Here is a 21,206-nt window from a genome sequence, read left to right on the forward strand (position 1 = left end):
TATTTCTGCTTTTAGACACATTCAATCTCTACGTTTTTTCCCTGTGTCCGTGAGTAGAGAATATCTTGTTTTATCCTGCTTTTACCTCACATGGATTTGGTGGAAAAAATGCAAGTTACATAAATGAAAAATGCCAGTTATGATCTCCCTTTTCATAACTGGCATCTCTTCCTCATTCTACACAGAAACGCTCTATTTCAAAATATCTTCCTTCTTTTTAAGGATCTCCTCAACTGCTGCACAGGCCGGACAGTCACAGTACTTTGCACCTGCTGCCTTGATCTCCTTTGCATGGGCCGCCACCTGCTTTGCCTTCTCTTCTCCAAATACCTGAGCGCCTGCTTCTGATTCTGCAAAACCGATCAGCCCGTCAATCGGCATGATATCCTCTTCCAACTCTGCGATCAGATTCTTTGCCTGCTTCTCCTCTTGGTCCGTTCCAATGGCATCCAGCCAGTTCTGTGCCGCCTCTTTCGCATCCGCGCAGCAGGTCGCTGTATTCATCAGTTCCTTCACTTTCTGAACAACGTACTCTTTTGCATTCTCACTCATCTTTCTTATCCTCTCTTTTCGTAATATTTGGAAATTCAAGACAATTATCCCTACTTAAAATTGTACTATATCCTTATATTTTTGTAAAGAAAGGCTTACAAAGACATCCGTCCTTTTACATGAGCTTCAAAGCTATATCCCAGATTCAACAGCTTTTCTTCTTCACCGGGCTGAGTGACAAAAGTGACTCCCTGCGGCACGCCCTTCTTATCCTTTCCAAACGGCACCGCCAGCTCCGGATATCCCGCAGCCGCCGGAAGTGTGGAGCCTGAGCTGTTCAGGAACACGATCCCATCCAGACTTTTTGACTGAAAAAGATCACCCAATATCTGCTCTGCACTCTGAATGGAGCGTTCCATCTCGTCCGAATCTGTGTCCTGCGCTGCCTGTGCATCCTCCAGATAATCCTGTCCATATTTGATCCGGCGCTCCGGCTCCTTTTGATTGTACTTAAGCAGTTCATCCAACGTTTTTATAGGAAGACCATAGGTCCTGGCATACTCCTCAAACTCCTGTTTAAAGGAAAGCCTGATATTGTTGAAGATAATGACATCCTCTGAAGTTAAATCCACGTCGATGACATCTGCACCCAATTCCTCCAGCTTTGTCTTCATCCTGGAAAGCATCTCCCCGTCGTTATATTCATATCCTGCAACACCGATTCTTTTTCCGGTCAGGGCATCTTTTTGAAACTCCGTGGATATCCGGATACCGGATGCTGCCTGATAAGCTATGGCAGCATCTTTTACACTTTTAGCGACCGGCCCGGCTGTATCTACTTTCCTGAGCAGAGGAAATATCCCCTCACTGGAAATGTTTCCCCGGGTAGGTTTGAATCCAACCACGGAATTGGCAGATGCCGGGGCAACGATCGAGCCATCTGTTTCCGTCCCGATCGAAACCGGCACCAGGTCGGCTGTAACCGAAACTGCACTGCCGCTGCTTGAACCGGATGCCGATATCTTTAACGGAGAAAATGGATTCACCGTCTGTCCCTTTCTTCCGCTGTAACCGGCCGGCATCACGCCGGATAGATAATTCGCAAACTCTGACAGGTTATTTTTCCCTAATATAATGGCTCCGTCCGCCTTTAACTTCTCAACTAATTCGGCATCCTTTTCAGGGTAAAAGTCTGAAAATGCCTCGGCACCGGCACTGGTCGGCATATCCGCGGTATTTATATTATCTTTCAGCATGACGGGAATCCCGTAAATACCAGAAATATCCTCCTGCCCGTCAGGATATTGTGCATCCTTCTCCCTCGCCTCTTCCATAGCGTGTGCGTTTACGCAGATCACTGAATTGTAACCCTTTTCCTTCTGATCCAGTGTCTTGATTCGCTGCAGACAGATGGCAGTCAGTTCCTCATAGTTTAGTTTTCCCTCCTGCACATAGCTCTGGATCTCCTGAATGCTTTTCCCTGCTACATACGTCTCCTTTTCTGCCACAATGCGTTCTATATCCATCCCCTTAAGCTGCCCGTCGATCGTCCCGATCACCTCTTCCCTGCCGTATGAGATCCATTCTTCACCTGGAGGGGCCATTTTCTTTACATATAAAAGAATACCTGCTGCCAAAACTACACTGAATATTAAAATACTGCTTAAAATTACTTTTGCTTTTCTGCTCATAGAATCCTCCATTTTTGTCAAAAGACATATATGAGTACTTCTATTCAGTATATACTTTTTACATTGTTTCTAACCGTCATAAGAAAGGAGTGTCATAGAATTTTTTTTAATCAAAGTGGATATCCCACATTTATTTTGCTGCTTCCCGATGAGGTTAACCCGCAATATTCTTGGTAATACAATGAATCCCGCCGCCCAGTATATTTAAGGCCGTTGTATTAATCATAACCACTTTCCGGTCCGGAAAAATACTTTCTAAAACATTTTGAGCCTGCATATCTTTCGCTTTGATGGACTCAGGAAGCCCTTCTTTCCAGTATTTCTGCCCTAACACGACCCCATTGAGGATCAGAAAATTGCAATAACTTAATGCCGGCTGCATCCTGATCTCCCCTTCCGGAAAGTCTGAACCATCACTCATACTGCTGCCTGGCAAAACATCGTTTTTGAACATCTGCCAGCTCTCATATATATAGTCTCCCTGCCTTGCCGTGAAGTAGACCGGATCCGGAACCGGGATACGTTCGATACGAAATGGTTTTCCATCGCGGTCTGTCTCTTTTGACAATATCTCATATGCCCGATCCAGCCGTTCCTTTGTAATTCCCGCGGATGGCAGCCTTCGTGCTTCCTCAGCGGTAACCTCGGCCAGCAGGATCGTATTTTCTCCGACAAAACGGCACATCTCATCAATATGTCCATTTGCAGATAAGGAACGGTATACTGGTTTGCCATCAATGATATCAAGAGGGCCGTCAAAAATATCCTCATCCTCATAGGCAGGCTTCGGAAGCCATATCACCTTCTCCAGATGGAACAGACGCTTATACTCCTCCTCGATTTCATCTCTGGTATAAGAGGGATTTCTTTTTTGTACTTCGGTCTGCTCGATCGCCATACAGATTCCCGCGCCATTGAATTCCTTGTCTCCCCCTTCCGTGATCAGAGCGGATTCGATCACATCTGTACAGCCCAGCTCATAAGCCATACGCGATGCAAATTTTCTTGCCCGGATGGATACAGGATCGTCTGTATCCCGGCCCCCGTAGCAGTCAAAATTAAAATCAATCAGACGCTTATTCCCATGGTCGTCTGTCAGGATATCCGGGCCATAATCTCTGGCCCAGTAAAGCTCGTCTTCGAATTGTGTAAAATGTATCTTTTCGATATCAATACCGCCTCTTTGCAATACATTTTTACAGCGGGAAATTGAACCCTCGAGGCCACAGTTTACATAGACTTCTGCCTCCGGCATTATGTTTTTAATTACCTGTATGAATACCTCGTGAACATCGTATCCTGCCGCAGAATAAGGGACGTCTGCCCAGCAGAGTACAACTGCTTCCTGCTTTTCAAATTCTCCGGCATATCTGAAATTATCTTTTTTCATAAATATTTAGTCTCCATTTACCATACTGCTGTTTCTAAACTCTAAATATACTTTTTTCTACACTACTTTTAATTATAGTCATTTATCTGTGGAACCGCAACACACCACACTCACATCATCATAAAAGTTTTCTTTAGCATTTCATACAAAAATAAACACCCACGATTCCATTATAGCTGAACCTTGGATGTTTATTTTCTTAGTTTGGCTGCATTAAATGCCTCCTACACACCTTCCGACAAATATGCCATTTCTCTTTCTTCTTTTTTCTCACTCTTTACAATAAAGCTGTTCATTATATAGGTCAGTGCAGGCATTACAAAAATGATAAGAATGACTGTACATAGTGCTCCATATGCAATTACAGCGCATATCTGCACGATAATTTCCTGTATCATGATAAATCCAACTATCATGCAACAGCTGATCAAGATCAAGGAAGAGGTCATGATTGTTTTTATATATTGATTTAGATGCCGCTTATTTCACCTTATTCTACTTTCATAATCTTTTCTGCTTTACCACATTTACCTTCCTTTAGAAATTCGATGGAAGAATATTCATCTGTATTAGCCACTGCAATGACAGTTATATCTGAATACCCCGCAGCCCTAATTGCTTTATGGTCGACATGCATGAGCAGTTCACCGCATTTTACTGAATCTCCTTCTTTGACTTTTACTTCAAACCCCTGTCCATTCATTTTTACGGTATCGAGACCAACATGTATTAAAAGTTCGATTCCATCTGCACTTTTTAATCCAATTGCATGTTTTGTTGCTGCTATACTTTCTACGTTACCATCAAATGGAGCAAAAACTGCTGACTCTGCAGACTCAATTCCACAACATTTCCCTAAAACCCCCTCTCCGAATACAGGATCAGGAATTTTTTCCATCGGAATAATGGTACCTGCCAACGGAGCATAAACATAATTTTTTTCACATATAACCGGCTTTCCAACTTCCTCTGACAGATTCTTAAACTCTTTCTTGACTTTTGGTTCAATCCCTATCATCACTGTTGTTAGAAAAGATACCAAAATTGAAGCAGCAATCGCGGCACAAATCGCTATAGCAGTTTCCTGGAAAATTGGAATTGCAAGTATGCTGGAATACCCCATCACATATGCTTTTGCGCCAAAAATCCCTGCTATAAGTCCTCCGACAGCCCCGCCTGCACAGACACCAATCAACGGTTTTTTCAAAGTAATCGTGATACCGTAAATCGCAGGTTCTGTAACACCTGCAAAAATTGCACCAACACCACACGAAATTGCTTCTGATCTGAGATCGCGGTCTTTTGTCCTAAGAGCAACACCAAAACAAGCACCGCCTTCTGACATATTATGAAGAATTAACGCTGGACGGAAAAACGCATCATAGCCAGCCCCATCCAAAAATTGAAGCATAAACGGTCCAAAGAGTGAGTGCATTCCTGTCATTACCAAAAACGGCATAATTCCGGCAAGAACAGCTAATGCTACAGGTCCTATCGTATTTTGAAGGAAAACTAACGCCGCTACTATATAATTTCCGGCATAGGTGCCGATCGGTGCTAAAACCACAAAGGACAATGTTCCGCTTACTAATAGTGTTAAGGGGCCCACAAAAACACTTCTGAATATACCTGGAACGATTTTATTCCATAGCCTTTCAACATAAAATGTAACAAGACCGATCAACAGAGCTGGAAGTAACGTTCCACTATATGACTTTAATAAAACAGAGATACCAAAGAGTGTTACTTTTTCTCCTGCCTCAACTAAATTAACAAAATCCGGTACAACCAGCGCTCCTGCAACAGCCATCGCATAGATGGGAGTGCCTCCCAGTTTTTTTGCGGCACCATAGGCAATGAAAATTGGCATAAAATAAAATGGAGCATTTGATATAATACTCAACATCACATAAGTACTGCTTTCTGCAAACTGCGGAGCAATCAAAGTAGCAATCAGCAGAAATACCTTCATCATTCCCCCCGCAACCAGTGCAGGTATATTGGGATTGACAGACGCTGCAATAAATTCAATAACAGCTGCCCCTATTCCTTTTGGTTTCATTGATTTTTCTGTTGATTCAGAAATGGTTGTTTCTTCTTTAAAATGATATTCGGACACGATTGCATTATAAACCGGAAGCAGATTCTCCCCTAAAATTATCTGATACTGTCCTGTTGAAAATATTGCACCTTTTACTCCTGCCAAACTCTTAAGCTTATCGGTTTCAGCTGCATCTTTATCCTTCAAAATAAAACGCAGACGTGTCATACAATGTGTCACACTTATGATATTTTCCACACTCCCGACCAGGTTGACTATTTCTTCTGCCAATTTTGCCGCATCTATACCCATAACCTTTACCTCTCTTATATGTATTTTTATGATTAATATGGTGGATCAAATTCAACAACTTCTCTTGCTTCCTGTGTTAAATTCGCATAAGGTACTTCCTCATAAAGTTCCCGGTCAAGATTCGCACCTTTTGTCTGAAGAAATTCTTTCATCCAATAATAGCTCTTTTTAGGATATCTCTTTAAAGAGCCATTTCCCTTATCATCCATATCAACATAAATCCATCCATAACGTTTCTTCATCTCACCAGTTCCTAAACTTACCAGATCAATGCCGCCCCACATGGTATAACCCATGACCGGAATCCCGTCCAACTCTACCGCTTTACGTATCTCATTAAAATGATCTTTTAAATACTCAATACGGTAATCATCTTCAATATAGTTATTTTCATCAGGCTCATCAAGCATCCCCAAACCATTTTCTACTATAAACAATGGTTTCTGATAACGATCCCAATATTCATTCAGCACATAGCGCATTCCCATCGGATCAATACTCCAGCCCCATTGAGTCAACGCAAGATAGGGATTCGTATCAAATGCCAGCACATGCATATGTAACTTACTGTGCGGTGTACAAGTCGTACTACGGTACATACTAAAACTAATAAAATCAAGAGTTCCTTCCTTTAATACTTTAAAGTCATCCGGCTCAGTAATCAGCTCAACACCTTCCTCTTCAAAATACTTCCATTGCCAGGCAGGATATTCTCCCCGGCACATAACATCGATATAAAACAGTGTGCGGCGGTGAATACAAAGTTGAGCCCAGACATCTTCCGGCTTACAGGTACGCGGATAAACCGGACTGCTTGCGTACATAGTGCTGAATTGTGCTCCCGGCATCATTTCTTTTCCCATTTTGACCGCTTTTGCAGAGGCAATAAACATATTATGTGCACACTGATATGTAGCCGGTATAGAACTATCCGTAGTGCCGACATGACTATATCCGCTGAGGACATTAATTTCGTTAAAGGTCAGCCAGTACTTTACCTTGCTGCCAAGGCGTTCAAATAATGCTTTACACAGCTTAAGATAACAATCAATCGCGCCTCTCCACATCCATCCCTGATAATGTTCTGCAATATAGGCAGGAATTTCATCATGACAGATTGTAATCAACGGTTCCATGTTATATTTTCTACATTCATCAACAACAGCTTCATAAAAATCAAGTCCTTTTTGATTGGGCTCATCTTCTATTCCTGTAGGGAAAATTCTTCCCCAGCAAATAGAAAATCGCATACAATTAAGTCCCATATCTGCAAGCAGTTTGATATCCTCTTTGTAGTGATGATAAAAATCAACCGCTTGATGACTTGGATAATATTTACCAGGCTGTACTGCTCCAACGGCACCCTTCGGCATGCTTGTTCGCATAGGTGTTTCTCCCGTTGTACCATCTGGAAGCACATAAGTCATCATTCGGGGCGTTGTGGCCGTGCCGTCAGTACAATAATCTGCGGTAATCGGCCCCCGGCCATCCAGCCCAAATCCTCCTTCGTATTGAAAATCTGAAGATGCACTGCCCCATAAAAGATCCTGTGGAAATTTCATACTCTCTTCCCCCCTATTTTAATATATAATCAGCAATCCCCTGCAGCAACAGCTGGCCCGCAACTGCCCCCTGATCGGCTGTTCCCTTTGCTGCTTCTGCATGCACTGCCGCTTTTCCGTATTTAGGCTTCATCGTTTTTGTAGCCTCAACGCCTTTTTTGGCGCCTTCCAAAGCTGCACTGCACACATCTTCTAATGATGCACAAGGATTTGCTTTCAAAACAGCTTCTGCATCATCGGCAGCCTGTCCTATACTATCCAGAACTGTACGATCACCTCTATCACACTTTCCTCTTTTTATTATTCCTTTGCAGAAACCTTTCAAAAAAAGCGCAAGACCTTCTCCATCTATCCCATTTTTTCCTTCTAACTCTTTTCCCCCATATGATACTCCAGTTCCCATAAGCATCCCCATGGTAGATGGAACAATCTCCGTCATCTCAAGACCCGCTTTACGAATTTTCTTTGAAAACTCTCTTTCTTCCATATCTCTGATGATTCTTGGTAATGCACCAAATCCTTTCTTCATCGTAATACCCAGGTCACCATCTCCCATACGACTATCCATTTTACACAATTCGTCTGCATGGATGATAAACTGATTTGAAATAGCTTCGAATAAATCAGGCAGCTCCTTCATTGTTATTTGTTTCATTTCCTATCCCTCCTGATCCTAATATTGAGAATAAAATGGTGTATGAACCGGCATATCAAACCACTTTTTCAATTCTTCATCAACCTTGCAAATAGAAATTGATGCTCCTGCCATCTCCATACTTGTTGCATATTCTCCCACCCAGCTTCTATAAACTTTCACTCCTTTTTCATCCAAAATCCTTATCACACTTCTTGCTAAAATATACTGCTCATCAAGCGGCGTACTTCCCAGCCCATTAATTAAAATGGCTGTCTCTGCCCCTTTTTCACAAGGCATATCTTTTAAAATCGTTTCTACACATTCTTGTGCAATTTCATCTGCTGTTTTTACAGGTCCATTCCATATACCAGGTTCACCATGAATTCCCATCCCCATTGCCATTTCATTTTCACCAAGAGTAAAATTAGGCTCTCCCTTTTCCGGTATAATACAGGAGGTCAGCGCAAACCCGACAGTTCTTGTATTCTCTTTTGCTTTCTGTGCAGCCTCAAGAACCCCATCTAAATCTCGCATTTCCATTGCTGCAGCTCCAGCTGCTTTATACATAAAAAAGATTCCCGCGACTCCTCTTCTAACTGAAATATCCTGGTTGCTGTTAACGTCATCAGCTCCCACAATACTTCTGGTTTCAATGTCATCCATTTCACATCGTTCCGCAGCATCTTCAAAAACCATGATGTCTCCTGTATAATTTCCAAAAAGATAAAGTACTCCGGCGCCGCTTTCTACCTCTTTCGTTATTTGGTAAATCTGCTTTCCCGAGGGAGACTGAAACACATCGCCAACACCACAGCCATCCAGCATTCCAGCTCCTACATACCCTAAAAACAAAGGTAAATGTCCATTGCCGCCTCCTGTTACAATGGCTACTTTTCCTGGCACTTTATGCCTCGTACAATAACATCTCACATCTCCGTTGATAAATTTAACATCTTTACTATGTACAGCATAAATTCCTTCCAGCATTTCATTTGTGTAGTCTTGTGCTGCGTTCATTATCTTTTTCATATCCGTTCCTCCTTCCATCAATAAACACACTCTCTATACCGGAGCATATCCATTTTTTCTAAGACAGCGTTTTCTTCTTCCTCCGTAAGCTCCTCCAGCGGCTTTCTCATTCTCATGCTGGCAATAACTCCCTCCTTTTTCAGGATAGCTTTATAAACCGCAATATTTTTCCCTGTATCCATCATTACTGAATTTAGTATATTTGTCTTTCTTTGAATCTCCAGTGCTTTTTGATAGTCTTTCTTTTCTAAGCATTCCCACAATCTTTGATAATGTTCCGGAATACACATAGCATTTCCGGATACAGTCCCCTTGACGCCAATTGCAGAAGAGGCTGTCAGCAAATGATCCGGCCCTACCAATACATCAAATGCTCCCTGAAAGATTGTTGTCAACTCCTGAATGCGTGTCATATCCGGATAACTATATTTTACACCTATTACATTCGGGCATTGCTTGGCAACTTTCTCACATACCTGATAATTGATATCATTTACTGCATTCTGCTTAATTCCATAAAGATAGACTGGAAAATCAGATGGAACACTCTTAGCAACTTCAGTGAAATAGTCTGCCAAACCTGTATCACTAATAGAATAAAATACAGGAGTTACAACCCCTATTCCGTCCGCCCCTATCTCTACCGCGTGTTTTGCTAAGCAAAGGGTATCTTTCAAATTCCATGCACCAACATGAATAAATACCGGGACTCTTCCTCTGGCCTGCTGTACGACTGTTTCAGCAGCTAACTTCCGTTCTTCAACTGACAGATACATCATTTCACCGGTTGTGCCACAGGGATACAAACAATGTGCTCCTTTCTCTATACACCGGTCTGTCAGCCTCTTCAAAGACTCTACATCAATCTGATCATCCTCCGTTAACGGGGTGATCATTGGAATTACAATACCATATAATTTTTTCATGAAAACTCCTTTCGAAAATCATTTAATTTATTTTCTTTAACTTTATATGTATCATATCATTATCAATTATTCCTTTCAATTCTCGAAATACCTGAATTTTCATGTGCAAAATTACCTATTTTAATTAAGAAACAATGTTTCGTAATTAATTTCTTTCTATTGACCATATTATAAAACTCATGGCATAATAAGTGAAACAGAACAAAAAGGGAGTGAATTACGACATGACGATCAGAGAGATTGCAGAACTGGCAAATGTTTCTATTGCAACCGTTTCCAAAATTATAAACCACAAAGATCATGAAATCAGTGAACCTACCCGACAGAAGGTTTTAAAAATCATCCAGGAATACCAGTATACTCCTTATTCAAACCTAAAACTTGCCGAGGATTCCGGACATACCCATCTGCTTGCTCTAATAACTCACGGCAGTGCGTATACTTCTCAATTTATATTTCATGTAGAAAAGATCGTTTCACAGCTCGGTTACAGCTTAATTCTTTGTAATCTGACAGAACCACTATCAGACGATCTTAGAAAATACATGAGCATTCTCACTTCTAAAAGGGTGGATGGTATATTACTTGGGTTTAGTTCTCCTGCTCTTCTGGAAGAAGCCGCAGCACTAAATTATTCCGCTCTTCCGATGGCGGCTTTTACCTTAGAACCTTTTAGTGGCTGTGCATCTTTTATTCTTGATTACAGTCTATGTGCAGAGCTAAGTGTAATGGAATTAATTCATAATAAGCATACCAGAATTGCCTGCATTTTAGGAGAGCAGGAACCAGAAATAGAGGCTGCTGTTATAAAAGGTTACCAAAAAGCCATGGGGGCTTTATATCATTACGGATCAGACTTTTATATTGCGAAAAGGAAAGCACCAAAGGAGGCCTTTATAAATAAAATTCACAACTTTCTTCAGGCAAATGTCACTGCCTTTTTCTGCCAGACATTACAAGATGCAGATACTATTTATGATATTTTAAAGGACAGTAAATATTACATCCCTGCTAATATTTCTGTCATTTGTGGAGAACCTGCCTCCTACGGAAATCTTTTTACGCCAGCTCTGAGTACCTGCGCTCTTCCTCTCGGAGACATCATTTCTGCTGGTGTAGAATATATTGCTAACTCTATCCAGAACCACATGTCAACAAAGATCGTATCAAAAACATTTAAACCGGTCACTATTTCCGGTGGAAGTATTGCGCCTCCCATTTCATCAGGGAAACAAATCATGGTCATCGGGAATTGTAATACAGATATCAATCTCCGAACACACACTCTTCCTCAAGGGAAAGATTTGTTATTAACGAAAGATCCTATTATTCTTCCTGGGGGAAAAGCAACCGCACAAGCGATTGGCGCCGGGAAACTTGGCGGAACAGTGTACATCTTAGGATGTATTGGAAACGATGAAGAGGGAAACAACATCAAAAGCGCCCTTCGGCTTGCAAATGTCCATATTGATAATTTAATCTGTCATCCGAATCTCCCAACCGGAACCTCCTTCATTTTGGTACCTGATACAGGAGACAGCAGTATTATTGTTCATCCTGGCGCTAATGCAGCCTATCAGCCCTCTCACATTCGTGCTTCAAAACATTTATTTGAAACTTGCGACTATTGCTTATTATCAACTGAACTAAGTGAAGATGTAATTTCTTACACTATCAAAAACTGTGCGAAACATAATATTGAACTATTACTAAAACCATCTTCTATCGAATATTTTTCGGATGAACTGCTGTCTTATGTTGATTATCTGATCCCCAATCAGTATGAACTAGATAAAATAATGCCCGGTCCTCTCTCTTATCAGGAAAAGGCGGATATACTTCTTCAAAAAGGTTGTCGTAATGTAATTATTACATTTGGAAGAGAAGGATGCTATTTAAGAAATAAGGATTATGCTGTTTCTATTCCTGCTGCAAATTTCCGTTCCGTAGACTCTACTGGTGCAGCCAACTGCTTTATTGCCGCTTTAGTCATAGCTCTTAGTCAAAATGCACCTTTACTCTATGCCCTCTGTTATGCTACTTATGCGGCAGGGCTAAGCACTACGCAGCCTGGCGTTCAAAGTTCGTTTCCTGATAAGTATCAGATGGATTTATACTTAGACGATATAAAATCTCTATATCACTCGTTAAAAGAAAAAAACTGTTTAAATATACCTTAAAATCAGAAAAGGGAATGCTACTGTTACAGTACCTGCATTCCCTTTCCATTATTAATTTTTACGAAATACAGCTCAAAATTATGACATTTTCTTATATCCATGAGTTCCTTTAGATGTTCTAAAATATCTCCTGAGTATCGTGATCTATACAAATTTCATTATGGTTTTAAAACTACTTTAATGCAATTATCCTCTTTCTTATCAAAAATGCTGTAGGCATGGCTTCCTTCCTCCAAAGAAAGTGTATGGGTGATGATATCTGTCGCATCAAATTCCCCTTTTTGAATTTTCTCTAACATCAGGTCAACGTACCTGGTTGCAGGGCACTGTCCCATTCTCAAAGAGATATTCTTTGAGAAGAAGTTTCCAAGAGGAAAATTATTATACTTATTGCCATACACTCCAACTAACGCTACCGTACCGGTCTTTCTGATACACTGAGAGGCTGTTTCAATCGCTGATTTTGCTCCTCCCTGTAACTTGAGCGCAGTTTCGATTTTTTCTACAACCGAAGCTTTCCCATCCAGGCCGACGCAGTCAATTACACAATGGGCTCCTCCATGTGTAATTTCTTTGATATGCTCTCCTACCTGTTCGTATTCTTCAAAATTCAAGGTTTCCACGCCATAACCTCTTGCATGCTCCAGCCGATACCCTACCCGGTCGACCGCAATGATCCTGCCTGCTCCTTTTTGGATACACCACTTGATCGTCATCAAACCAATGGGGCCGCAGCCTAACACAACAACGGTATCTCCTGCTTTGACATTTGCAATTTCTGTTCCCCAATAAGAGGTAGGCAGAACATCTGTGACAAATAAAACCTGTTCATCCGTTAACCCCTCCGGTACCTTTTTCGGTCCTACATTGGCATACGGAACCCTGATATATTCAGCCTGCCCACCGGCGTAATTCCCATGATATTTACTGTAACCCAATAATCCCCCGGCTTCTCCATAATCATTGGAATTATCGCACTGGCTGTATTCTCCTCTGTCACAAAATTTGCAGTGCCCGCACGCAACGGGAAAAGGAATCACCACCCGGTCGCCTTTCTTTAGATTTTTAACTTCCTTTCCGACTTCTTCGACAATCCCCATCGTTTCATGGCCTAAAACATATCCGTCATACATGCCCTTTACCAAGCCGTGTACTAAATGTAAATCTGAACCACAGATAGCCGTGGAAGTAACTTTTACTATGACATCATCCTCTTTTTCAATCCTCGGATCTTCCACTTTTCTGCATTCAACCTTCTGCACTCCGTCATATACGATCGCTCTCATTGTAATACCTCCTGATGTTGTTTAGAGATATTATCTGTAGATCGTGCAAATCTATGACAATGTTTTTTATGTATAGAAAATTTATCTTGCTGGTTTTCTTCTCAATTTTAATATGATATTTTTCTGTCCGGCTGCCTCTTTTAATAATTCAGTCAAATAGGCAGCTTTGTCTTTTGCAGAAAGGTTTCTTTCCTGCTCTTGCCTTTTTATCTTCTCCATAGCTGTATGTAGATCATCCAGCTCCAGAAGGTTTACCGCAAGACAAAAGAACGTTTTCTTGCGATCGTCATTGTAATGATCGAGTAAATCTTTCAAGATTTCCGTCTTTTTCATCTGCTCTTTTCGATACATCTCCACACCAGCTGCCTTCATTTTTTCAAAATCCTTAAGCCTGTTTTGGTGCGTGATAAAGGAATCATATTCCTCCACTGCTTCATATCTCTCACAGGGAAAACCGCCGCACTGATAACAATATTCTATTTTCCCATGCTGCAGGCTGCACTTTGCAATCTTACAGGACTGATTTCCTTCTCCGCCGCCACAGCCGGGACAATATCCGTCCAAATGCATTGTACATAAGCCGCAGTTTAAACCACATAGAGAAAACAATAAATCTTTTCTACTAAACCCCTTCAATTCCCCATCACCTCCTACTAATCAAAGTATTCTTAATTCCACTTCTAATCGAGTAGGAGGCGGTGATTAACCGCCGTCCTCTCACACCACCGTGCGTACCGTTCGGTACACGGCGGTTTCAACAGTTGACGTGCACTGACTGATAAGCTGTGGCTAGGTCATAGAAGCCGCTGCTTATCAGTCTTTCTTTTGTTAATGCTCTGTTAACCGCTCCCATTCCCGAAACATACCAATGCTTTCTCCGACTATTCGCCGCTTGTTGTGCAAAATATTCGGGTATCCCAAGTTTTATCAAATTTCTTTTCTTGGTTTTCGGTTTCTTCCATTGTTTCCATATACACATTCGGATTCTATGGTATAGCCACGAATTAAGTTCGTCTATCCGATTCTTCATATCCGCAATCCCGTAATAATTCAGCCACCCCCGCATATACTCTTTTATCTTTGCTAATGCAGACCGTATACTCTGAACAGACCTTCGGGAACTAAGTTCTTTCAGTTTCGACTTCATTTTCTTCCATGACCTTCCATGAACACGGACATAGATGCCCTTTCCGTTCTTTCCCAGTGTAAAGCCAAGAAATTTAAAATTTCGGATTGCAAACACGCTCACTACACGGCTTTTCTCTTGGTTCACTTTTAATTTTAGCGTCCCTTCCAGATATTTCGTGCTTGTCTCCAGCAGCCTCTTTGCGGCTCTGTCGCTTTTCGCCAACAGCACAATATCGTCTACATAACGGACAAATATAACTCCACGCTTCTGATACTCCTGGTCAAACTCATTCAGATAGATGTTTGCCAGCAGGGGGGAAAGATTTCCTCCTTGCGGCGATCCTTCTTCTGTTTCCATGACTACTCCGTTTTCCATCACGCCACTCTTTAAGTACCTCTTAATCCACTGGATTACCCTTTCGTCCTTCACATTTCTGCGCAGGATATTCAGAAGTATCTCATGGTTCAGGGTGTCGAAGTATTTCGATAAGTCCAGTGCTACCGCATGGGTGTATCCCTGCTCCGCATACTTTTCCACCTTCTGAATGGCGTCCTTCGCACTTCTTCCCGGGCGATAACCGTAACTGTCCTCCGAGAACAACGGCTCGTAGACCGGTGTAAGGCGCTGTGTTATGGCTTGTTGGAAAATGCGGTCTTTTACGGTTGGAATACCAAGCTTTCGTATTCCACCGTCTGGCTTGGGAATCTCTACTCGTCTTACCGGGTCGGGGGTGTATTTTCCCCTTCTGATTCTCTCGATAAGTTCTTTCTGGTTTTCCCTCAGGTATGCGCCTATTTCCTCCACGGTAATCCCGTCGATTCCTGGCGCTCCCTTGTTTGCCTTTACTCTCTTAAAAGCTCTGTTGAGGTTGCCCTTATCCAGTATCTCCTCCAGGAGTTCCGGCTGTGCACTGTCCCTTTCCTTCCATATCCGGCGGAAAGAACGGTGCGCTCTCACATACCCTTCACGTTCCGCGCTATCTCTTTGCGAGCAGCTGTCATTGTTTTCTGTACCCAATGTTCTTTCCTCCTTTCCCGGTTGTACTTAAGGCTCCTATTGATTCGGTCCTTCGCCTCTCGGCTACTATGACCTCGGCTGACTTCTGTACGTTCTGCATTACCTCACGGTAATGGTTATCCCTTTCAGGACATTCCGTACAGACCTCCCCGGGTACCACACGTTTCTTTCTCTCCATACATCTGCCACATTTACCATACATGATCCCGTGCAGTTATCGGGCTTCGACTTGTCAAGCAGCCTTACCCTCATGCATAGCCTGATGTGATTTCTGTTCGTCAGACCAGAGATTTGCCCACGGGTTAGTATGTTCCCCGCATCCAGCTTCCTTCACATTCCACCTCACGATGGACACCCTTGCCTTCGGCTATATCCTTCCCACTGCCGGGCGGATTCCGGACTTACACCGGTTAGAAACGTGCGCCGCCGGGCGCACTTGAAAAAGCATGGACAGCCGCTTGTCCATCAGCTTCCTGCCCATGCTTTGTGCTATATTGGATTCTGTCAATCTATCTCTGATATCCACAATTCAAAAAATCCCGGATCACTTCTGCTGCCTGCTCTCCATTGGAAGCAATTGCCGGATGAAAACCTGATTCAAATACACAGACTCTTGCTCCGGTTAATCCTGCGATTATTTCATATTCTGTCAGAAAATCTTTCCGCACCATCTCATCCCCTCTGCTTCCCATAAGAAGCATGGGATTTTTTAACTGCTCCAGGGGTTTCCAGAATAACGGCCTCTTTTCCTTGGCACAGCGAAGAAGGACTTCGGTATTCATATCCACTATCTTTTCCCAGTCTTCTCCCTGACACCATTCATAAAATCCCGCCGCCATTTCATCCTGTTTTGCTGTATTTCGTTCCTTTACCAGATTTTCTCCAAAATCCTCTGCCAGCGTTCTGCCGTCAAAGCTGTCCGCAACGATCCGTCCAACCAGATCCGGCCGTTCCAAAGCCACATTAACTGCCACCCAGGCGCCTCCGCTGGTTCCCACAAGATCTACCTTTCCATACTGTAAATGTTCCAGCAGGGCAATGGTCTGCCTCGCTTCTTCCTGCCATAGATCCACCGGAAATTTCTCGACTCTGTCCGATTTTCCATTTCCCAGGAAGTCTATCAGAATCACCTTGAAATGATCTATATATAACGGTACAAGAAATTCAAACATTTTCGATGATGCGGTATCACCGTGGAGAAATAAAACTGGTTTTCCTGATCCCTGTTCTGAATAATAAATTTTCTTTGACTGATAAATAAAATATGACATGTCCTGCCTCCTAATCGAATCTTAACTTCATCTGCATTCTGATCAGCAGGGCTTGTCAAACACGTAAGCCCTGCTTAGTGTTTTAACATCCAGATACCCATAGATTTCAACCTCCGTTCTATTTTCTAGTTACAGTATAACATGAACATTTGCATATGACATCTGTTTTTCGGCTATTGCTGCCTTTCACGGCGCCCTCCGGCTTAAAAGCAGCCAACCACCAAGCTAGGTAAAAAACACAGCATACTACGAGTAATATGTTGCCTTGAACAAGAAATCTTAATTCAGACTTCATTTACCTTTTCCATCACATAATTAGTAAGAAAAATCCCCTGCCGCTCTACCTGCTGTTCTTTTACAACCTTGTAGCCTCTTTTTTCAAAAAAGGGCTTTGCTGTAATAGAAGCATGAGTAATAATATTCTCCTGTACTGCCTGCTCCAGGTGATCACAGATTGCTGTCCCAATCCCTCTCCCCTGATATTCTGCATGGACAAATAAATGGTCGAGATATCCTGTTTTGTCTATGTCCCCAAAGCCTGTGATCATGTCGTTATCGACTGCAACGACACTATAATGTTCCTGAAACATCCTGTTCCATTTATCCAAATCCACCTGTCCTGTTGCCCATACTTCTAATTGCTCTTTTGTGTAGTCTTTTGCATTGATTGTATGGACCGTATTGTAAAATAACTCTGCTAATTTCCTGCAGTCTGATGATTGATATTCTCTGATTATCACTTTTCTTCTCACTCCTGATTCTAAGTTGTATTATTATGTCCCTTGCAGTTTGAAAATCATGAGTGATTTCCCGTTTCATAACACCAGACAGCAATGTCCGCAATCAGTTCCAGGGGCAAAGGTTCTTTGTATGGAATTTGAATCGTTCCTTTACTTGTTTTATATGGTCTGAGTCTTTCCGCAAATTCAATCACGGCCTCTTCTCCTGCATATAATCCAATATGTTTCTTATTTGCGGCAAAATGTATGATGTTATGCCCTTTCCAAAAAGTAGGCATACTCCATGAAATACGCTCCTCTGCTTCTGGAATCGCATTATATATCGCTTTGCGCACCTCTGACAGGTATGGCTGAATTTCCTCCGATTGTGCCTCAATATATTGTCCGATTGTCTTTGGTGCATCTCCACAATAATGGGACTGATTCTGCTTTTTAAATTTTCTTCCACATTTCGGGCAGACCCACATTTCAACTGTCTCCATGTCAAATACTCCCTTTTTTCTTTATTTTACCACATCAACCAATGCTTTACTAACCGAAAAATAGCAAGTTATCAGTTTTCCTTGCTGGCCGGCAAAGTCTGCATGAGAGCGAAGAAATGTTTCGGCTCCCCCGTACTAAAATAATCATACCACGATTCCAGTGTATCTGATTGAAATACGTCTAAGTATTCAATAATTTGTTTCGCCCACAGCAAAGCCCCAGTGGAGCCTGCAGTAATCAGGTCGTTATCCGCTACTGATGGCTTGTCTATATAAAAACTTTGCCCCTTATAACAGGGAGAAACCATTTCAAGAAATCCTGGTCCATTGCTGGTATGTGAACGTTTATCTAACAGCCCAAAATCGGCAAGGGCTGCGGTCGCCCCACAAATTGCACATACAACAGCCCCTAAAGATAGAAATTCACTTGCTTTTTCGATGACAGCACTATGCATTGGATCATTCCATGTTTCTGCACCCGGCAGGATTAACACACTTGTTTTACTTATAACAATATCATCAATTGTAAAATCGGGTACGATCGTAAACCCACTCATTGTTTTGACTGGTTCTTTAGAATGACTTACCGTTTTGAGTGAGATAGGCTGCGCACCCTTTTTGAAAAACCGGCCAGAATTTAACTCCGCGGTAACATATCCCAGCTCCCAGTCGGCTAAAGTATTAAGAACATAAACATAGATTGTACACATAAGTTTCCTCCATTTTCACTGTTTTATTGATTTGTATTCGTTTTTATTGTACTATGTGATTGTTGACAACAATATGGCAACAATCAAAATAAATGGGGGAATTACATGAAAATAGACAGGCTTGTTAGTATTATTATGATACTGCTTGATCAAAAGCGGATAAGCGCACAAGAATTGGCCGATATGTTTGAAGTTTCCCCCCGTACGATTTATCGTGACATAGACGCTATCAACATGGCGGGGATTCCTATTCGTTCAACATCAGGAGTAGGCGGCGGCTTTGAAGTTATGCCGGAATACAAGGTTGATAAAAAAGTGTTTTCGGCTAACGACCTTTCTGCACTTTTAATGGGGCTTTCCAGTCTTTCCAACATGATACGAGGAGATGAACTGATACATGCTCTTGCGAAAGTCAAGAGCTTTATCCCCGCCGACAGAGCGAAAGACATTGAGCTTAAAGTAAATCAAATATGGATAGATTTAAGTCCGTGGACGGGTAACAGAAACACACAGCCATATTTAGAAATGATCAAAGAAGGCTTACAGGAAAACAAACTGCTGTCCTTTGAATATGTCGCTCACCACGGAAATAGAACAAAACGAATCGTCGAGCCATATCAGCTTGTATTGAAAGGCAGTCATTGGTACCTGCAGGCGTATTGCCGCAAAAGAAATGATTTCCGACTATTCAGATTATCCCGCATGTCAAACCTGCAAATGCAAGAAGAGATTTTCACACCACGGGATTATCAAAAACCGCAGTTGGATTTTGATGACATTTTGACATCTATGCAGACAAAAATAAAACTCCGTATTCATAAATCCGTGATGGATAGAGTGCTTGATTTTTGCTCTTATGAAGATTTTTCACCAGATGATGATGGGTATTATATTGTTGATTTTCCTTTCGTAGAGAATGAATATCACTACGATATTCTTTTAGGTTTTGGAGATAAGTGCGAGTGCTTAGAGCCGGTGCAGATTCGAGAAAAAATGAAACGCAGAATACAGGATATGGCGGCTTTATATGGAAGTTGATGTGCCAAGTAAGAGAAATGCTGTTTTCTTAGATATTCTATAAGGTTATACCCAAAAAACTCCCAGAGCGTTTTATTTCTCTGAGAGCACTATGGCCGTAAAACAGCCTCGCGGCAGGGACTAAAATATATCGGGAATCATGAAACATTTTCCCCCGCGTATATACGCCTGCCAAATTCAAACGCTTGCTGCAGATACTCTGTATTGGAGATTTGCGGCTTACCATTTGTATCACCGCAGCCTGCTGCGAGAAGCATTCCTTTATCATGAAATCCTATGTAATTCACCAAAGTAAAATTGTAGTAGGAAACAGCCTGTTCAAAAGTCCAGAAGTAGCTATCTGCCGATGTCATCAACAAAGCGCAGTCCTTCACCGGATATTTTTCATACCTGCCCAGCGGCGGGTTATCATCTTCCTCAGCGATACAATAAAATCGTTCAATAAATGCTTTCAATTTTGCCGAAATAGTCCAGAAATACAGTGGCGATGCAAAAACAATCAAATCAGCCGCCTTTATTTTAGGTACAAGTTCGTTAAAACTATCCTTTTGTACACATGGTTTCCCATAACGGCATGCATTGCAGCCAATGCATCCATTCACCTGGTATTTTTGTAACGAAATCAGTTCTACTTTGTGCCCGGCCTCATCTGCCCCTTTTTTAAAGGCATTGGCAAGCTGTGCTGTGTTACCATTTGACCTTCCGCCACCTAGTACGATTAGTATATTTTTTGACATTGTTGTCTCCTTTCAAAATCCGCTGCTCCCTTTTCTTCCTGTCCAAAATATCTTCATTGCAAATGACATACCATGATATACTCTTCATCATTTTCATCAACAATTTCAAACCCTGCTTTCTTATACAGATTGACCGCATAATTCGCCTTTTGTACTGCAAGCGAAGTTTGTTTATATCCTCTTTGTTTTAATACGTGCAGCATTTCTTTCATTAAAGCAGTGCCTATCCCTAAGCCCCGGTATTCTTTAAACAATGAGATAGCAAGCGAAGGAGTTTCATCATTGATATGTCCGTAATCATCCATAATACGAGCCCAGACAGCGCCAACTACCTTTGATCCAACTTCCGCCACCAACCCTGCATCATCTTTTTTCTTCCCAAAATCCGTTAAGTATATCTGCAATTCAGGCTGTTCAATGATTGATTCCGGCGGAGTGGCCATACCTTCCGGTACAAATATAGCTTCATATAAAAAAATTTCGAGTAGAGGATACTCTTCTCGCAATATTTCTCTGATTATGTATTCCATGGGATC

22 protein-coding genes are annotated in these 21,206 nt (G+C 41.9%); 2 read left to right on the forward strand and 20 right to left on the reverse strand.

Annotated features, from left to right (window positions below; genetic code table 11):
- Positions 1-192: 192 nt before the first annotated feature.
- The 9 genes from AC4OGX_RS01265 to AC4OGX_RS01305 form a co-directional block, all read right to left on the reverse strand.
- Positions 193-552 carry a molecular chaperone Hsp90 gene (locus AC4OGX_RS01265; RefSeq protein WP_493327979.1) on the reverse strand — a complete coding sequence of 120 codons (360 nt, stop codon included), beginning with the start codon at positions 550-552 and terminating at the stop codon, positions 193-195.
- A gap of 95 nt (positions 553-647) precedes the next feature.
- Positions 648-2,183, reverse strand: a complete 1,536-nt coding sequence (locus tag AC4OGX_RS01270) for an amidase family protein (RefSeq protein ID WP_493327980.1) — start codon at positions 2,181-2,183, stop codon at positions 648-650.
- Between the two features lie 154 nt (positions 2,184-2,337).
- Positions 2,338-3,573 (reverse strand): agmatine deiminase family protein, encoded by a 1,236-nt coding sequence (locus AC4OGX_RS01275; protein WP_493327981.1) that lies wholly within the window; start codon positions 3,571-3,573, stop codon positions 2,338-2,340.
- Positions 3,574-3,797: 224 nt separating this feature from the next.
- The gene (locus AC4OGX_RS01280; RefSeq protein WP_493327982.1) at positions 3,798-3,971 is read right to left on the reverse strand and encodes a hypothetical protein; all 174 of its coding nucleotides are present in this window, start codon (positions 3,969-3,971) and stop codon (positions 3,798-3,800) included.
- A 92-nt stretch (positions 3,972-4,063) separates the two neighbouring features.
- The gene (locus AC4OGX_RS01285) at positions 4,064-5,926 is read right to left on the reverse strand and encodes a glucose PTS transporter subunit IIA (RefSeq protein ID WP_493327983.1); all 1,863 of its coding nucleotides are present in this window, start codon (positions 5,924-5,926) and stop codon (positions 4,064-4,066) included.
- A 32-nt stretch (positions 5,927-5,958) separates the two neighbouring features.
- A complete protein-coding gene (locus AC4OGX_RS01290) occupies positions 5,959-7,488 on the reverse strand; it encodes a glycoside hydrolase family 1 protein (protein WP_493327984.1) in 1,530 nt (509 codons plus the stop codon).
- 13 nt (positions 7,489-7,501) lie between these two features.
- On the reverse strand, positions 7,502-8,143 hold the full coding sequence (locus AC4OGX_RS01295; protein ID WP_493327985.1) for a dihydroxyacetone kinase family protein: 642 nt from the start codon (positions 8,141-8,143) through the stop codon (positions 7,502-7,504).
- Between the two features lie 18 nt (positions 8,144-8,161).
- Positions 8,162-9,154, reverse strand: coding sequence for a dihydroxyacetone kinase subunit DhaK (locus tag AC4OGX_RS01300; RefSeq protein ID WP_493327986.1), 993 nt, complete (start codon positions 9,152-9,154; stop codon positions 8,162-8,164).
- Positions 9,155-9,171: 17 nt separating this feature from the next.
- The gene (locus AC4OGX_RS01305; RefSeq protein ID WP_493327987.1) at positions 9,172-10,080 is read right to left on the reverse strand and encodes a dihydrodipicolinate synthase family protein; all 909 of its coding nucleotides are present in this window, start codon (positions 10,078-10,080) and stop codon (positions 9,172-9,174) included.
- Between the two features lie 224 nt (positions 10,081-10,304).
- Between AC4OGX_RS01305 and AC4OGX_RS01310 the strand changes: the two genes are divergently transcribed.
- The gene (locus AC4OGX_RS01310; protein WP_493327988.1) at positions 10,305-12,260 is read left to right on the forward strand and encodes a PfkB family carbohydrate kinase; all 1,956 of its coding nucleotides are present in this window, start codon (positions 10,305-10,307) and stop codon (positions 12,258-12,260) included.
- A 158-nt stretch (positions 12,261-12,418) separates the two neighbouring features.
- On the opposite strand, the gene AC4OGX_RS01315 is transcribed toward AC4OGX_RS01310, so the two are convergent.
- From AC4OGX_RS01315 to AC4OGX_RS01355, 9 genes are all read right to left on the reverse strand, one after another.
- Entirely contained in the window at positions 12,419-13,546 is a 1,128-nt protein-coding gene (locus AC4OGX_RS01315) for a zinc-dependent alcohol dehydrogenase (RefSeq protein WP_493327989.1), read from the reverse strand.
- A gap of 81 nt (positions 13,547-13,627) precedes the next feature.
- Positions 13,628-14,182 carry a DUF3795 domain-containing protein gene (locus tag AC4OGX_RS01320; protein ID WP_493327990.1) on the reverse strand — a complete coding sequence of 185 codons (555 nt, stop codon included), beginning with the start codon at positions 14,180-14,182 and terminating at the stop codon, positions 13,628-13,630.
- A 118-nt stretch (positions 14,183-14,300) separates the two neighbouring features.
- Entirely contained in the window at positions 14,301-15,692 is a 1,392-nt protein-coding gene (ltrA, locus tag AC4OGX_RS01325) for a group II intron reverse transcriptase/maturase (RefSeq protein WP_493327991.1), read from the reverse strand.
- The gene (locus tag AC4OGX_RS01330; protein WP_493327992.1) at positions 15,673-15,870 is read right to left on the reverse strand and encodes a hypothetical protein; all 198 of its coding nucleotides are present in this window, start codon (positions 15,868-15,870) and stop codon (positions 15,673-15,675) included. Before AC4OGX_RS01330 ends, ltrA begins: the two co-directional genes overlap by 20 nt.
- Positions 15,871-16,059: 189 nt before the next feature.
- Complete coding sequence (locus AC4OGX_RS01335) at positions 16,060-16,218, reverse strand: hypothetical protein (protein WP_493327993.1); 159 nt, start codon at positions 16,216-16,218, stop codon at positions 16,060-16,062.
- On the reverse strand, positions 16,202-16,963 hold the full coding sequence (locus AC4OGX_RS01340; RefSeq protein WP_493327994.1) for an alpha/beta fold hydrolase: 762 nt from the start codon (positions 16,961-16,963) through the stop codon (positions 16,202-16,204). Before AC4OGX_RS01340 ends, AC4OGX_RS01335 begins: the two co-directional genes overlap by 17 nt.
- A 284-nt stretch (positions 16,964-17,247) precedes the next feature.
- Complete coding sequence (locus AC4OGX_RS01345; protein ID WP_493327995.1) at positions 17,248-17,703, reverse strand: GNAT family N-acetyltransferase; 456 nt, start codon at positions 17,701-17,703, stop codon at positions 17,248-17,250.
- Between the two features lie 56 nt (positions 17,704-17,759).
- Positions 17,760-18,185 carry an iron chaperone gene (locus tag AC4OGX_RS01350; protein WP_493327996.1) on the reverse strand — a complete coding sequence of 142 codons (426 nt, stop codon included), beginning with the start codon at positions 18,183-18,185 and terminating at the stop codon, positions 17,760-17,762.
- Positions 18,186-18,256: 71 nt separating this feature from the next.
- Positions 18,257-18,895, reverse strand: a complete 639-nt coding sequence (locus tag AC4OGX_RS01355; RefSeq protein ID WP_493327997.1) for a type 1 glutamine amidotransferase family protein — start codon at positions 18,893-18,895, stop codon at positions 18,257-18,259.
- Positions 18,896-19,000: 105 nt separating this feature from the next.
- Here AC4OGX_RS01355 and AC4OGX_RS01360 point away from each other — a divergent pair, with 105 nt between their 5' ends.
- Complete coding sequence (locus AC4OGX_RS01360) at positions 19,001-19,933, forward strand: helix-turn-helix transcriptional regulator (protein ID WP_493327998.1); 933 nt, start codon at positions 19,001-19,003, stop codon at positions 19,931-19,933.
- A 137-nt stretch (positions 19,934-20,070) separates the two neighbouring features.
- Here AC4OGX_RS01360 and AC4OGX_RS01365 read toward each other — a convergent pair whose 3' ends face one another.
- Together AC4OGX_RS01365 and AC4OGX_RS01370 are read right to left on the reverse strand one after the other, a co-directional pair.
- Positions 20,071-20,670 (reverse strand): flavodoxin family protein, encoded by a 600-nt coding sequence (locus AC4OGX_RS01365; protein WP_493327999.1) that lies wholly within the window; start codon positions 20,668-20,670, stop codon positions 20,071-20,073.
- A gap of 53 nt (positions 20,671-20,723) precedes the next feature.
- Positions 20,724-21,200, reverse strand: coding sequence for a GNAT family N-acetyltransferase (locus AC4OGX_RS01370; protein WP_493328000.1), 477 nt, complete (start codon positions 21,198-21,200; stop codon positions 20,724-20,726).
- Positions 21,201-21,206 lie beyond the last annotated feature (6 nt).

The organism is Faecalicatena sp. (genome assembly GCF_058819085.1).